Source organism: Marinobacter sp. L-80, assembly GCF_056859395.1.
The window spans coordinates 99,105-113,389 of sequence record NZ_JBSXOI010000075.1; the positions used below are offsets into that span (position 1 = coordinate 99,105).

13 protein-coding genes are annotated in these 14,285 nt (G+C 57.1%); 3 read left to right on the plus strand and 10 right to left on the minus strand.

Annotated features, from left to right (window positions below; translation table 11 throughout):
• Positions 1–96 precede the first annotated feature (96 nt).
• Entirely contained in the window at positions 97–1,308 is a 1,212-nt protein-coding gene (locus tag AC13E3_RS17535) for an acyl-CoA dehydrogenase family protein (RefSeq protein ID WP_008176105.1), read from the minus strand.
• Between the two features lie 153 nt (positions 1,309–1,461).
• Between AC13E3_RS17535 and AC13E3_RS17540 the strand changes: the two genes are divergently transcribed.
• Complete coding sequence (locus AC13E3_RS17540) at positions 1,462–2,355, plus strand: LysR family transcriptional regulator (RefSeq protein ID WP_008176107.1); 894 nt, start codon at positions 1,462–1,464, stop codon at positions 2,353–2,355.
• A 3-nt stretch (positions 2,356–2,358) separates the two neighbouring features.
• On the opposite strand, the gene AC13E3_RS17545 is transcribed toward AC13E3_RS17540, so the two are convergent.
• Both AC13E3_RS17545 and AC13E3_RS17550 read right to left on the minus strand, forming a co-directional pair.
• Positions 2,359–2,715 (minus strand): hypothetical protein, encoded by a 357-nt coding sequence (locus AC13E3_RS17545; RefSeq protein WP_227497874.1) that lies wholly within the window; start codon positions 2,713–2,715, stop codon positions 2,359–2,361.
• A gap of 29 nt (positions 2,716–2,744) precedes the next feature.
• Entirely contained in the window at positions 2,745–3,515 is a 771-nt protein-coding gene (locus AC13E3_RS17550; RefSeq protein ID WP_175497333.1) for an EAL domain-containing protein, read from the minus strand.
• 193 nt (positions 3,516–3,708) lie between these two features.
• Between AC13E3_RS17550 and AC13E3_RS17555 the strand changes: the two genes are divergently transcribed.
• Complete coding sequence (locus AC13E3_RS17555; protein WP_053114650.1) at positions 3,709–4,863, plus strand: isocitrate/isopropylmalate dehydrogenase family protein; 1,155 nt, start codon at positions 3,709–3,711, stop codon at positions 4,861–4,863.
• A 7-nt stretch (positions 4,864–4,870) separates the two neighbouring features.
• Here the strand turns inward: AC13E3_RS17555 and AC13E3_RS17560 are convergent, their stop codons facing one another.
• Genes AC13E3_RS17560 through AC13E3_RS17570 form a run of 3 tightly spaced genes read right to left on the minus strand, consistent with a single transcriptional unit; the run spans position 4,871 to position 6,863 of the window.
• A complete protein-coding gene (locus AC13E3_RS17560; protein WP_008176117.1) occupies positions 4,871–5,443 on the minus strand; it encodes a YceB family lipoprotein in 573 nt (190 codons plus the stop codon).
• Complete coding sequence (locus tag AC13E3_RS17565; protein ID WP_008176119.1) at positions 5,436–5,627, minus strand: CPXCG motif-containing cysteine-rich protein; 192 nt, start codon at positions 5,625–5,627, stop codon at positions 5,436–5,438. Before AC13E3_RS17565 ends, AC13E3_RS17560 begins: the two co-directional genes overlap by 8 nt.
• 9 nt (positions 5,628–5,636) lie before the next feature.
• The gene (locus AC13E3_RS17570; RefSeq protein ID WP_288366145.1) at positions 5,637–6,863 is read right to left on the minus strand and encodes a pyridoxal phosphate-dependent aminotransferase; all 1,227 of its coding nucleotides are present in this window, start codon (positions 6,861–6,863) and stop codon (positions 5,637–5,639) included.
• A gap of 239 nt (positions 6,864–7,102) precedes the next feature.
• Between AC13E3_RS17570 and AC13E3_RS17575 the strand changes: the two genes are divergently transcribed.
• A complete protein-coding gene (locus AC13E3_RS17575; RefSeq protein WP_482902305.1) occupies positions 7,103–8,086 on the plus strand; it encodes a D-2-hydroxyacid dehydrogenase in 984 nt (327 codons plus the stop codon).
• Positions 8,087–8,161: 75 nt separating this feature from the next.
• On the opposite strand, the gene AC13E3_RS17580 is transcribed toward AC13E3_RS17575, so the two are convergent.
• The 4 genes from AC13E3_RS17580 to AC13E3_RS17595 form a co-directional block, all read right to left on the minus strand.
• Positions 8,162–8,827, minus strand: a complete 666-nt coding sequence (locus AC13E3_RS17580) for a response regulator transcription factor (RefSeq protein ID WP_008176124.1) — start codon at positions 8,825–8,827, stop codon at positions 8,162–8,164.
• 44 nt (positions 8,828–8,871) lie between these two features.
• Positions 8,872–10,821: an acetate--CoA ligase gene (gene acs, locus AC13E3_RS17585; protein ID WP_053114647.1), complete on the minus strand. Its 1,950-nt coding sequence runs from the start codon at positions 10,819–10,821 to the stop codon at positions 8,872–8,874.
• 306 nt (positions 10,822–11,127) lie between these two features.
• Entirely contained in the window at positions 11,128–12,663 is a 1,536-nt protein-coding gene (locus tag AC13E3_RS17590; protein ID WP_092030262.1) for a fatty acyl-CoA reductase, read from the minus strand.
• Between the two features lie 222 nt (positions 12,664–12,885).
• Positions 12,886–14,211, minus strand: a complete 1,326-nt coding sequence (locus AC13E3_RS17595) for a MinD/ParA family ATP-binding protein (protein WP_092030381.1) — start codon at positions 14,209–14,211, stop codon at positions 12,886–12,888.
• Positions 14,212–14,285: the final 74 nt, after the last annotated feature.

Sequence of the window (14,285 nt, forward strand, 5' to 3'; positions counted from 1 at the left end):
CCATGGATGGCGGAGCCCAAGCGTCACAGGGACGTGCCGCAAGGAGCGTGTTTCAGAAACACCCTTCCGCCGAATCCAGACTCCCGATTCAGATTCTCAATTTTTATATTTACGCAGCTCAAGACGGGCCACCATAGCCCGATGCACCTCATCCGGGCCATCCGCCAGGCGTAAAACACGGGCATAGGCAAACAGCTGTGTCAGCGGGAAATCGTCATCACTGACTCCGGCACCACCGTGAATCTGAATGGCCTGATCCACAATGGTTTGCAGCATGGATGGAATCACCGCCTTGATCATGGAGACCTCTTGAAGCGCCCCCATGATGCCCTTGGTATCCAGTGCCCAGGCGCATTTCAGCGTGAGCAGACGGGCCTGCTCAATGGCCATGCGGGCATTGGCAATGATATCCGGATTGCCGCCCAGCTTGGCGATCGGACGCCCGAAGGCCTCACGAGTCGTTGCCCGCTTGATCAGAATCTCCAGCGTGCGCTCTGCCGCACCGATTGCCCGCATACAGTGGTGCACTCGGCCCGGCCCAAGACGGCCCTGGGCAATCTCGAATCCGCGGCCCGGGCCGGCAATGAATGCGCTCTTCGGCAAACGGACGTTGTCAAAAAGCACCTCGCCATGGCCATAGGGCTCATCATATTCACCGAATACCGGCAGCATACGCTCGATCTTGACGCCAGGCGTGTCCAGAGGCACCAGCACCATGGAATGACGGCGATGCTTGTGCGCATCCGGATCCGTCAGACCCATGAAGATGGCAACCTTACAGTCGGGATGCCCGATACCGGTGCTCCACCACTTGCGACCGTTCAGAACCACTTCGTCGCCTTCAACAACGGCCGTTGCCTCCATATTGGTGGCATCGGAAGAGGCAACCGCCGGCTCAGTCATACAGAAGGCGGAGCGGATCTCGCCGCTCAGCAGACGCGGTAACCACTCGGCTTTTTGCTCTTCAGAGCCATAGTGGATCAATACTTCCATATTGCCGGTATCTGGCGCGTTGCAGTTGAAAATCTCCGGGGCAATGAAGCTGCGGCCGGTTTCCTCGGCAATCAGGGCGTAGTCGGAGTTCAACAGGCCACAGCCGTATTTTTCGTCCGGGAAAAACATGTTCCAGAGGCCCTGGGTTTTGGCTTTTTCCTTTAGCTCCCGGATGATCGGCAGCACAACCCAGCGGTTATCCAGTGAGGCAAGCTCCTTGTGGTACTGCTCTTCGATGGGAAAAATCTCATCCTTCATGAACTGCTTCACGCGGTTGAGATAATCCTGGCCTTTCTCGGAAATATTGAAATCCATCGCCGTCTCCTCGCTGACTGTTGCACGGTAGCGTGCACGGAATCATCACGTTGAGACCAGTCTAGGGATGACTTAACTATTACGCGACTGAATTATTCTTATCGTTTATTATTAACCAAACTTATTCCAAATTTCCAAAGAACGGACCCGCTCATGGCCCTCAACCGCCTGGACCTGAACCTGCTGCACGTCTTCGACACCATCTACCGGGAGGGAAGCCTGACTCGTGCAGCCAGGTCACTGCATCTCACTCAGCCGGCTGTCAGTCATTCCCTGTCGAGGCTAAGGGACCATTTTGACGACCCCCTGTTTACCCGTCAGGGCAACCAGATGGTGCCAACACCACTGGCCCGGCGGTTCCTTGAGTCCATGCGGCCGGGCCTCACCCAGATCCAGGGCGCGGTAAACCAGTTTCATGCCTTTGATCCGGCCACCCAGCGTAAAACCTATTCGCTCGGGCTACGTGACATTCTGGAATCGACCTTCCTGCCCCGCCTGATGGCGCGCCTGGACGCCTATCCGGAACTGGAAATTGTCAGCCAGAGGATCGCGAGGCGCGACATGGAGACGCAACTGGCGGCCGGCAAACTGGATTTTGCCGTGGATGTGCTGTTGCCCGTGAGTAACCAGACGTCCCACGAACTGCTGAGGCGCGACCGCCTGGTGGTTCTGGCCCGGGAGGGGCACCCGCTGGCAACAGAGTCGCTGGATATGGAGGGGTACCTGTCCGCAAAACACGTGCTGGTATCCTCGCGGACCGAAGGACCCGGGATCGAGGACTTTGAACTATCGCGACTGGGGGTACAACGGAGTATCCGCTTGAGGTGTCAGCACTACTATGCCGCCTGCAGAGTGGTGGAAGAGACCGATCTGCTGCTGACCATGCCGGAAGCCTACGCCAGAATTATCGCCGAGCGGGCCAACATCCGGATTATGGATCCGCCGGCGGACCTGCCGTCTATCGACGTGCACCTGTATTGGCACAAGGCTTACGAGCGGGAGCCGGCGCTGATCTGGTTCCGGGAGCAGTTGAAGGCAATCAGTTGAGCCTCAGTAGGCGCCAACCACCATCAGGAAACCGAAGAATCCGATAGCCGTGATCCCCAGGGACGCCATTACGATGCCGAGGCCCCACCAGACGGCGGCACCATCGGATATCTCCATATCGTGGCCCCTCAGGGTTCGGTAGAAAGCCCAGGGGCCCAGGACAAATGCACCAACCACCGCGAATACCAGTCCGACGCTGATACCAGCAAAGGTCCAGGTGGCCAGAACCATGGCCCGGTCTTTGACCTGGTCGGTGACACCGTGGTGCTCGAGAAATTTCTTGCAGAAAAACCAGATCAGGGCGAACAGGATGATGACAAAAACCAGTCCGCCGACAAGGGTGATCATTCGGTATAGCAAGGTGTCGTTCCTGTCAGTTTAGAGGCCCGTCAGGCCGGAAACACGGGCTCCGGGAGGCACTCGAACCCCGGTTTGGCGAATAGATAGCCCTGGTAGAGATTGATCCCCTGGGAGCGCAACCAGAAGTATTCTTCCTTGGTTTCGACGCCCTCAGCAATGATCTGGCCGCCAAGCTGAGTCATCATGGTAATGATGCCTGCAACAACGGCCTGCTTGTTCGGCTGCCGATCAATATCACGGATCAATGCCATATCCAGCTTCAACAGATCGGGCGGACTGGCCATCATGACATTGTACCGTGAGAAACCGGCCCCGAAATCATCAATGGCTGTGCTGAAACCCATCTCCTGATAAGCCTCGATAATCGACACGAGGTGGTCGACAGATGTGGAGGTCAGTTGTTCGTCCTCAGTAAGCTCGAAAATGATTTTCCGGGTATCAAAATTGTAGGTCTTGGCAGCCGCCAGGGTCGTGCGAATACAGTACTCGGCCCGGTACACCGCGTTGGGCATAAAATTAATGCTGAGCATCGGCTCCATGTTCAGCCTGGCGGCAAGCTTGACCGCCTTGACCCGACAAACCTGATCGAAGGCGTAGCGATTCTGCTCGGTTACCTTCGAGAGGACACTCATCGCCCCCTGACCCTCGGTGCCTCGCACCAGCGCCTCGTAGGCGTAAACAGATTTGTTGAGAACGTCAACAATGGGCTGGAACGCGAAGGTAAAGGAAAAATCCAACCCCTCTCCACATGCACATTGCTCGCAACGAGACTCGTCAAACAGTACGGCGGGTTGGTTCACTTCAACTCCTGAATTCACTTCTGGCGGTTTTGCTATGTTTATATGGCGTATTTTTCACCCAATATAGCCGCGATCCCCTCCCCGGTAAAACCACTTTCTGGTTAAAGCGTGTCAAACGGTGGCATCCCCTGCCTACATGACTAAACTGGGGTTTGTCGTTTATACGTGTCTGTCCACAAAAGGAGTTTCCCTAATGGCCCAAACTACCCGCATCGCTGTAACCCCGGGCGACGGCATAGGTCCTGAAGTGGTTGCCGAGGCTGTGCGCTGCCTCGAGACCCTGCGCGCCAAACACGGCCTGGACCTTGAGTGGACTCGATTCCCCTGGCCATCCCACGCCTGGCACGAGGAGCATGGCGAATCCATGCCCGCGGATGCCCTGGCGCAGTTACAGAAGTACGATGCCATCCTTCTGGGTGCCCTTGGCGATCCGGGCCCTATGGACGATCCGGACCGATACCTGCTTCCAGACAGCATCTCACTGGCGCCACTGCTGGACATGCGCAAAGGGTTCGACCAGTGGGTCTGCGAACGTCCGGCCCGGCTTCTGCCCGGTGCCCGCCAGTACCTGGCCGATGAGCGCGCCAAGGACATCGACATGCTGGTGATTCGGGAAAACTCCGAGGGTGAGTACGTCAGCCAGGGTGGACGTCTGCGCAAGGGCACGCCGGATGAAGTGGCCACCCAGATGGAGGTGTTCACACGCAAGGCAACCGACCGGATCATCCGCTATGGGTTTGAACAGGCCCGAAACCGCGCCGCAGACCGGGTTTCGGAGGGTCGCACACGGACATTCAGGACCCTGGATGGCAGAACCTGTGAAAGCCAGGTGTGCCTGGTCACCAAGCGCAATGCCTTGCGCTACTGGGGCGACATGTACACCGAAGCGTTCGAGGAGATAAGCAAGGACTACCCGGACGTGGCCACGCATCATGAGCTGGTGGACGCGGCCTGCATGAAGTTCGTGCAAAGCCCCTGGGCCTTTGACGTGGTCGTCGCGAGCAACCTCCAGGGGGACATTCTTACCGACCTAGCTGCGGTTCTGTCAGGTGGCATGGGCGTGGCACCCTCCTGCAACCTGAACCCGACGGATCCGGATATGCCTTCTATGTTCGAACCTACCCATGGCAGCGCACCGGATATTGCCGGCCAGGGCCTGGCTGACCCCACCGCCATGCTCTTTACCGCCGCCCGCATGCTCGAGTGGCTGGGCCGCAAGGACCCTGCCATTGCCGCAGCTGGCAAGGAGCTGTTCGATGCAGTGGCTGCAGACCTTGCCGAAAACTCGGGCAGCCGACGAGGCACCCACGAGATCGGCTCTGCAATCTGCGAGCGGCTGTCCCGATAGATCAGGGTTACTGGTCGGCCATGACAAATTCGAGCCGGCCAGGCGCTACCCGCACATCTACCGGCATCATACCGAACATACGCTGGGCGAAGTCGGTTTCGTCCAGTCGGTACACCGGCATGGTCTCCAGCATCTGGGCAACCAACCGCATGACCGTATCGGTTACAGGCTTCAAATCCCCTTTGAAGAACGGAGAGTCAATACTGCTTTCAAGAAGCTGCAACCGCCGTATGAAGATGGCTTTCTCAGTGCTGTCGTAAACCGGCGCCCCTTCGACCTTCAAGGCAATGTCCACGGGCAGCTTCGCCATCAGCGCATTCAGCGCTACCTGACCTCTCACATCGATCACCGCCACATCGCGACCATCTGGTCCAAGGGTAATGTCGGCGTCGTCGAGACTCAGGCTCAATGGCGAACCACTACTCAGCTGGTTTCGGTCGAAGTCGCGAACCACATCCTGAAGGTGCCGTTCCAGCTCGCCTTCGGAGATGGAATAGGGCGACAGACTGGCGCAACCGCTGGCGAGCACCAGCAGCAGGGCCAGAAGCGCACGGAGGGCGTAAATCGGCGTTCTATTCATTTTCGGCCCGGGCCTCGACATGAGGCGTAAGAGTGTCGTCAAAAACCACGTGTATCAAGATGGGTCTGCAGCAGACCTGGCAATCCTCGACATACTCCTGTTCCGGTACCGACGGGTCGACGCTGACATCCAGCGTCTCCCAGCAGTACGGGCACTGAATCAGTACCGAATCCAGGGCGGACATGGCATCACCTCAGAACTGTTGCTTGGCCATCCAGGGGATGACGCGATCGAACGCCTCTTCCAGCTTCTCGCAGGTCGTGGAGAAACTGATCCGAACGGCGTTGGTGCATCCCTCGCCAAAGGCGTCACCGGGCACCATGCAGACGCCGGTTTCCTTCAGCATTCGCAAGGCCAGATCAGAGCCATCGACATGAGGTGGAAGGTCAGGGAAAGCAAAGAAGGCACCGCCAGGCTTGTAACCGGTCATGTAGGGGGTCTGATCGACCAGCTCGACCACCTTGTCCCGGCGCTCACGGTAGATATCTACCATATCGCGAACGCACTGCTGGTCACCGGTCAGTGCTGCGACGCCGGCAAACTGGGACGGCGTGTTAGCCACGGAGGTGGTGAACATGTGGAAGCGACGCAGAGACTTGATGGCCGCCTGACTGGCAATCACCCAGCCAACCCGCAGACCCGCCATGCTGTAGGTTTTTGAAAAACTGCTGATGCACATGATGTTGTCCAGATCCATCGAGCAGTTCAGCACGCTGGCGAAGTCTTCGTCATCAAAGATCAGGTGGTCGTAGACTTCATCGGCATACACCTGAATTCCCCGATAGGCACATTCCTCCAGGATGGTCTCCACGGTGCTACGCGGGTAAACCGCTCCGGTCGGGTTGTTGGGGTTGTTCAGGATCAGCGCATAAGTCCTGGGCCCCATGGCCTTGATGACCTCATCCGGATCCAGCTGGTGGTTGTTCTCCGCCCGGGTCTGGACGAATTTCACCTCGCCACCATTCATCCGGATCAGGGGCGCATACAGCAGGAAGGACGGGTCCGTTACGATAAACTGCCGCCCTGGCGCAGAGGTGGCGGAAATGGCCAGGTACATAGCCTCTGTAGCGCCGCTGGTAATCAGGATGTTATCCCGGGTCAGTTTGCGGTTGTAACGCTTGCCATAATAGTCGCGCAGGGCCACCAGCAGTTCCGGCAGTCCGGCATCCATGGTGTAGCCGGTCTGCCCCGCATTGAGCGCGTCGACATAGGCATCAATGACGTGCTTGGGGGTCGGCAGGTCCGGCTGACCGATGGAAAGATGAATGACATCCTTCATGGTGGCCGCCATATTCACCATGCGCCTGATGCCGGGCACCGGAATCGCCTGCATGGCAGGGTTCCAACTGGCCTTGTTCTTCCGGTACTTCACTCGACGCGGTTTGGTCTGGCCGGTTTCTTTGTTGGCGGCTTCTGCCATAAACACCTCCTGCAAACGGGGCAAATAGAATCCACTCCTGCAGGTTAGTCAGTATGGCAAGCCTCTACAAGACAAAAAATCATATAGATGATGTACGTGAAAGTACCGCCATCACCGCGGTCAGAGCAAAATCTGTTGCCCCGCAAGTTGACCCGACAGTACCTGCCGACCAGACTGTAAATTGGCCATGGACGAACACCAGGCACAGACAGTCACTCATCATCATAGGCGGAGGCTCAATGACTCAGCACAGCAAACCTGTTGTTACCGTTCTCACCGCACCCGGGGAACAGGAACCGCCAGGAATGGACGCCGTCAGGGCCCGCGCAGATGTGCGCTTTGCCTGTGACGAGCCGACCCTTCGCGACACCTTGCCCGGCACCGACATCATGATGGTGACGGACTTTCGCACAGAGGCCCTGGCGGCCGCCTGGCACACGGCAGACAAGCTGAAATGGATCCACGCCACCAGTGCTGGCGTTGATGCACTGATGTTCCCGGACCTGATCAAAGGCGATGTCACCGTGACCAACGCCCGCGGCATTTTCGACCGCACCATTGCCGAGTACGTGCTCTGCACGATCCTGATGTTCGCCAAGGATTTTCCGAACTCCATCCGGCTGCAGATGAAGCACCAGTGGAAGCACCGGGACACCGAGCGCGCAGAAGGCAAGCAGGTTCTGGTTGTTGGGGCAGGCTCTATCGGCCGCCAGATCGGCCGGCTGGTTGGCGCTGCCGGATTGAAGGCCCACGGCATTGCCCGCAAACCGAGAAAAGAGGATCCGGATTTTGTCGCGGTACACGGCAACGACGACCTTTACGAGCAGCTGGGGCATGCGGACTTTGTAGTGATTGCGGCGCCACTAACACCCCAGACCGAAGGCCTGTTTGACGAAAAAGCCTTCAAGGCCATGAAAAATTCCGCCCGTCTGATCAACATTGGACGTGGCCCGATCGTCAAAACCGATGACCTGATCACGGCCCTCGAAAATGGCGAAATTGCCGGCGCAGGACTCGATGTCTTCGAAGAGGAACCGCTGGCGGAAGATCATCCGCTCTGGGACATGGAGAATGTCACCATGACCGCCCATATGGCCGGCGACTTCATCGGCTGGAAACGTGCACTGACGGATCAGTTCCTGGAGAACTTCGACCGCTGGCACAAGGGTGACGAGCTGTTCAATTTGGTCGACAAGGAATTGGGTTACGCTGGCAGCAAATAACCGTGCCCGGCACTCATCCAAAAACAAAACGGGAGCCAAAAGGCTCCCGTTTTATATTCGAACCATCAAAACCAATCAGCTACCAGACAAGGACTGATCCGATGGATCAATCTCCATCTGCTGGATCGCAATCACCGCCTGAGTGCGGTTCCGCACCCCAAGCTTCCGGAACACCGCCGTGATATGGGCCTTGATGGTGGCTTCCGACACATCCAGATCATAGGCGATCTGTTTGTTCAGAAGCCCCTCGGCCAGCATACCCAGCACCCGGAACTGTTGAGGCGTCAGCGATGCCAGCTTCTCGGAAAAGTCGGTGGCATCTGAATGCATTCGCTCGATCTTGTCGGCCACTCCCTGCGGCAACCAGACGTCGCCTTCCAAAACCGCCTGAATCGCCTCGGTAATGGTTGGCAGCGGCGCCGACTTCGGTATGAAACCGGAAGCACCGTAGTCAATCGAGCGACGCATTACCTGCAATTCCTCGGATCCTGACACAACCACCACCGGCAGCCCCGGGTACTGGCCTCGCATGAAGACGAGCCCCGAGAAGCCGTGGGCACCCGGCATATTGAGATCCAGCAGAACCAGATCCGCATCCGGGTGCGACTCTACCGCCGCCTGCAGTGCCTTGATGCTGTCGACTTCCACCGTCTCGGCATCGGGCACCGCCTGACTGACCGCCTGCTTCAATGCTGCGCGAAACAGCGGGTGATCATCAGCGACGATAATTGTTTGTGCCATTCAACAGATTCCTTACAGGTACATGGCCTGGTAACACACAGGCGTTACTGGTTCGCACGACCGCTGATCAGGTCATCGACTACACCCGGATCTGCCAGCGTAGAGGTATCACCCAACTGGTCGTGTTCGTTAGCGGCAATCTTACGCAAAATACGCCGCATAATCTTGCCAGAACGCGTTTTAGGCAGTCCAGGTGCCCATTGGATCACATCTGGAGAGGCGATGGGGCCAATCTCCTTGCGCACCCACTGGACAAGCTCTTTCTTCAACTCGTCAGAAGGTTCCTGTCCATGTACCAGTGTTACATAGACATAGATGCCCTGACCCTTGATGTCATGCGGATAGCCAACAACGGCAGCTTCTGCGACCTTCTCGTGGGAAACCAGGGCGCTTTCGACTTCGGCGGTACCCAGACGGTGACCTGACACGTTCAGAACATCGTCGACACGACCTGTGATCCAGTAGTACCCGTCTTCATCGCGACGGGCGCCGTCACCGGTAAAGTACATGCCCTTGTAAGTGCTGAAATAGGTCTGAGCGAAACGCTCGTGATCCCCATAGATCGTCCGCATCTGGCCCGGCCAGCTGTCCAGGATGACGAGGTTACCCTCGGTCTTGCCCTCAAGGATGTTGCCGTCATTGTCTACCAGTGCCGGCTGAACACCGAAGAACGGCACCGTGGCTGAGCCGGGTTTCAGATCAATCGCGCCCGGCAGCGGGGAAATCAGGATGCCACCGGTTTCAGTCTGCCACCAGGTATCCACGATGGGGCACTTGCTGTTGCCGATAACCCGGTGGTACCACTCCCAGGCTTCGGGGTTGATCGGCTCGCCCACGGAGCCCAGCAGTTTCAGGCTTTCACGGGTAGTGCCGTTCATGCAGGACTCGCCTTCCGCCATCAGGGCACGAATTGCGGTCGGAGCGGTGTACAGGATGTTGACCTTGTGCTTGTCGACAACCTGCCCCATACGAGAACTGTCCGGATAGTTGGGCACACCCTCGAACAGAACGGTGATGGCACCGTTAGCCAGCGGGCCGTACAGGATATAGCTGTGGCCTGTGACCCAGCCGAAATCGGCAGTACACCAGTACACGTCGCCTTCATGATAATCGAACACGTACTCGTGGGTCATGGAGGCATAGACCATGTAGCCACCGGTGGTATGCAGAACGCCCTTGGGCGCACCAGTGGAACCCGAGGTATACAGCATGAACAGCGGATCTTCGGCGTTCATCGGCTCTGGCTGGCAGTCGGCAGAGGCGGACTTCATCAGGTCTTCGTAACGCTCGTCGCGGGCGTCATTCCAGGGCACTTCGGAATTGCCGGTCCGGGTAACAACCACCACCTTCTCGACATTGGCGGCATCTTCATTCTTCAGGGCCGCGTCCACGTTCTTCTTCAGCGGAATCTTGCGGCCGCCACGAACGCCTTCGTCAGCGGTGACTACGAAGCGGGATTTGCCGTTCACAATCCGGGCACCAAGCGCTTCCGGAGAAAAACCGCCGAACACCACGGAGTGAATCGCGCCGATACGTGCGCAGGCCAGCATGGCGACGGCTGTCTCAACAATCATCGGCATGTAAATGGTGACAACATCACCCTTCTTCACGCCCAGACCTTTAAGGACGTTGGCGAACTTGCTGGTTTCCTCGTGCAGTTCGCGATAGGTCACGTTGCGTGAATCGGCGGGATCATCGCCTTCAAAGATGATGGCTGTCTGGTCGCCGCGCTTTTCCAAATGACGGTCCAGGCAGTTGGCTGAGGCATTCAACTGGCCATCTTCGAACCATTTGATGGACAGATTGTTGTAATCGTAGGTCGTGTTTTTCACCTTGGTGTAAGGCTTGATCCACTCAAGGCGCTTGCCGTGCTCACCCCAGAAGGTATCCGGGTCTTCGACTGACTGACGATACATTTCTTCATACTGTTCCCGGTTCAGAAGGGCCTGTTTGGCCACTTCCGGGCTTACCGGATATACCTGTTTACCAGTCATTGTGCTCCCCCTTTAGTCAGAGTCTGTTGTCATTGTCGGTTTTGGAATTCAGACGTTGAGGCCTCTCCGGCCCTTTAGACGGATAGTGGTAGTTCACCATGCTAGCCACTACACAATGAATTAGACTAACGTCCTAATCCGCCTGAACTTTTAGCCCAAAAAGGTCGGTAACCCGCAAGAAAACAACGGTAAATTGCGCCGAACGAGAAGCTTTTTAAAGGATAGTTGGATTGGAGCCGATGGCAAACCCGGGAAGGAAACGACCACGCATAAAAAAGCCCGGTCGTTGCGACCGGGCTCCTGGGTTCACGCTGCCTTTTTTCGGGCCTTGGCAGAGCGCAGGCTGTAAACCTTGCGCTCCTTGAGGGCGTATCGGTTCAGGCCTGCCAGGTGGATCTTGCGCAGATAGACCGACCAGTCAATCTGGCGGGCATCTACCGGGAACAGCACCTTGTCCAGCTCACCCATCCTCGATGCCAGGGCCAGCAGATCATCATTCCTGAAGATATAGTCTGGCGCGGTGTAGAAACCGAAAATGGTCGCCAGCGAGCGTGTCGTGTCCAGATTCCGGAGCACTTTCAACTCGCGATTCTGGCCCAGCATGCGCAGAACCTTCCCGGTAATGCTCAGTGGAATGCGCACCCCACCTACGACGGCATCGAAAAGTCTGCGATTGACTGCAATGAAGGGTTTGGTCGGCTGTCGGTAGAACAGCTGATCGTATTCGGCGAAGTTGGCTTTGGATTCCGCCATAAGGTGGTCAATAAACTGCCCAAGGGAAACCGGGTTGGAGCTGCCACTGCAACACTGGTAAATCCGGTGACGTGGCGAATCAGCAACGGCTTCAGCCGCCGCCAGGATGATGGCATTGGCCACCAGATCCACGGGAATAACATCGATGACCCCAGCGCGTTTGCCAGGGAAGAGCGTAACCTTCTCGCGGGCATACGCAAGGATAATGGCATCCGCCACCTTCACGCCTTCAATCCAGCCTGGCGCGGGTTCCTCGAGTGCACTTTCAATAATGGATGGGCGCACAATGGTCAGTGCCCGCCCGGACAGGGCCTTGAGCAGGAGTTGCTCACCGAGCCACTTGGTAAAGGTATAGGTATCACTCCAGCCATAATGGTTGGCTTCACGGATGCCAAGGTCCACCAGCTTCTTTTCCAGTGCCTTGCCGGAGTATCGGGAACGCACGTCCGCTATCTTGTCCTCCAGCAGCCGGACAAGTTCTTCGATCTCATAGTAACCTTCAGTGCTCCGGGGTATGGCCTCACCTGCCGGCTTGATCACGGTCTCCGTGATCTGTCCGGAATTCATGCCGTTTACATAGCAGGTGGAAACCTGCAGCACCGCCAGCGACTTGTTCTGTCGCGCAAGCTCGGCCACGTTGTCGAGGCAACGGGTATTGATGGCAAGCGCTTTATCGAGCTCTTCCCGGAAGTTCACACTGGCTGCGGAGTTGACAACCACATCGATGCCGCCAGCCAGCTTTCGGAAACGGTCAGCGGACAGACCAAACAAAGGCTCGGTCACTTCCCCGGTTACGCAATGCACACGATCTTCAATAAAAGTTTCGAAAGCCTCGTTGTCGTCCTGGCGAAGACGATCGAAGACTGACGACGTGGCGATCTCCTCAAAAAAACGATCCCGCGCATCGGGGTGACGTTTGTTTCCACGGATCAGCAGATGAATGCCGCCTATGTCCGGAACGGCGCGAATGAGCTTTTCCAGAACCACCTTGCCGAGAAAGCCCGTGGTGCCGGTAATCAGAACGTGCTTGCCCCGGAGCCGCTCAAGTACTTTTGATGACGCCTCGGGATTCAGCTGCTGTGTTGCCATGGGAGAACTCCTTCTCATTTCAATTCGTTGTCGCCGCATACCCGCCAACCAGAGGAAAGTTTGCGAATCAGATTCGACAGATGTGCTGCATATTGCGGGCCACGATTCAGATTTGTGCTCAATCCTTGCACAACTTTGGTGACAGAGCGGTGACACACAGCAAACTTACGCTACAAAAAGTGTAAAAAAAATGACGGAAAAGAAGGTAGGTTTTTCTGCCTATCAGGAGCTGCTTTGGTCATTGCCGGAGAGAGATCGCAAGAGCTGATCCAGCGAGATATCTGCAGGCTGTTCCTTCAGTATGCGCACCAGACGATCCTGCTCACCAAAGCTGATGCGATCGTAAAACGGCTCGCGGAGGACGGATTGGGGCGGCTCGGCAGGCTCCGCTTTATGTTCGAGGGGTGAAATCTGGTCCGCCAGCTCGCGAAGATGAATGGCCAGATGATTCTTTCGCTCGGGGCTGAGACTCTCCCACTGGAACGACCCGAGACCGGTTTGCACAATCTCGACGGCATCACTGTCCAGCGTGCTCCCCAGCAGTGCAAAAAGACGGGTAAATGCTTCATAACGCAGCATAGGATCGATCGGCCCCGCATTAAAAACAGACTCAATCTCACCCACGGCCTGCAGGCACCGATCTTTCAGGGTATCAGCCTCACTTTCGGTTTCGGGCTCCGGCTTGGTAACTGTTTTGAGCGGGCTCTCGGATCCTCGTTTGGACACCTTGTGCCAGTAGGCTGCAATACCAGCCTTTCGTCTCGGCAACTGGGACAGCCGCACATCAAGCATATCCGCGAGGGTATGAAACTGGCGGCAGGAAGGGTCTGAAACAGGCAGAAGCGCGACCGGCTTCTGGTTGAGAACCGACTGCCGAAGGGTCTCGTCCCGCCAGATACCACCCATATAGTGGAGCGAGATTCCCAGGTGGCGCTGGGCAGCGGCGTCCAGGCGCTGGAACACGGACCGTGCCTGACTGGCGCCCTGGGCCATATTCACCAGAATGCTCGGAATCCGGTTATAGCCCCTGCGCCGGAGAACCTTGATCAGCGAAAAGGCGTCGGTAAGGGACGCGGGGTCCGGGGTCACCACCATGCAGGCCAGCTCTGTCGCGGCAATCATATGCAGCCCGGCAGCCTGAAGCCCGGCAGCCGTGTCGGTAATGACGTAATCGTAGCGGTTTTCCAGGTTATACAGTGCCCGGAGTATGCGAAGGCTCTCCGTTGGCCCCATATCCATGCATTCCTGCACGCCGGAGGCCCCCGGAACAATATGCAGGCCGTAGTCGGTCTTCAAGATGATGTCCTCAAGACGACACTCTCCGGCCATCACATTGGCAAGGGTTTTTCTCGGATAAAGGCCAACCATAATGCTGACGTTGGCCAGATCGGTGTCGCCATCCAGCAACAGAACGCGGTTATCCTGCCTTGCGAGGGTGAGCGCAAGATTCAGGGCGACCGAGGTCTTGCCCACCCCACCCTTGCCACCCGTTATGGCGATGGTGCGAGGTTGGTTCGGATTGTGCTTGACAGGTTCTCTGGCGTTCATCACCGGCAATCTAGGTCCCTGATTTTTCGGTTTTCTGTATTTTAACCTGTAAAAATTCTACACATATCACGAAT

What these genes read in the sequence shown, in the direction of transcription:
- AC13E3_RS17580 (WP_008176124.1), bottom strand. Translation starts at nt 8,827, where the DNA reads ATGGCACAAACAATTATCGTCGCTGATGATCACCCGCTGTTTCGCGCA.
- AC13E3_RS17535 (WP_008176105.1), bottom strand. Translation starts at nt 1,308, where the DNA reads ATGGATTTCAATATTTCCGAGAAAGGCCAGGATTATCTCAACCGCGTG.
- AC13E3_RS17570 (WP_288366145.1), bottom strand. Translation starts at nt 6,863, where the DNA reads ATGGCAGAAGCCGCCAACAAAGAAACCGGCCAGACCAAACCGCGTCGA.
- AC13E3_RS17575 (WP_482902305.1), top strand. Translation starts at nt 7,103, where the DNA reads ATGACTCAGCACAGCAAACCTGTTGTTACCGTTCTCACCGCACCCGGG.
- AC13E3_RS17555 (WP_053114650.1), top strand. Translation starts at nt 3,709, where the DNA reads ATGGCCCAAACTACCCGCATCGCTGTAACCCCGGGCGACGGCATAGGT.
- acs (WP_053114647.1), bottom strand. Translation starts at nt 10,821, where the DNA reads ATGACTGGTAAACAGGTATATCCGGTAAGCCCGGAAGTGGCCAAACAG.
- AC13E3_RS17590 (WP_092030262.1), bottom strand. Translation starts at nt 12,663, where the DNA reads ATGGCAACACAGCAGCTGAATCCCGAGGCGTCATCAAAAGTACTTGAG.
- AC13E3_RS17595 (WP_092030381.1), bottom strand. Translation starts at nt 14,211, where the DNA reads ATGAACGCCAGAGAACCTGTCAAGCACAATCCGAACCAACCTCGCACC.
- AC13E3_RS17565 (WP_008176119.1), bottom strand. Translation starts at nt 5,627, where the DNA reads ATGTCCGCCCTGGATTCGGTACTGATTCAGTGCCCGTACTGCTGGGAG.
- AC13E3_RS17560 (WP_008176117.1), bottom strand. Translation starts at nt 5,443, where the DNA reads ATGAATAGAACGCCGATTTACGCCCTCCGTGCGCTTCTGGCCCTGCTG.
- AC13E3_RS17540 (WP_008176107.1), top strand. Translation starts at nt 1,462, where the DNA reads ATGGCCCTCAACCGCCTGGACCTGAACCTGCTGCACGTCTTCGACACC.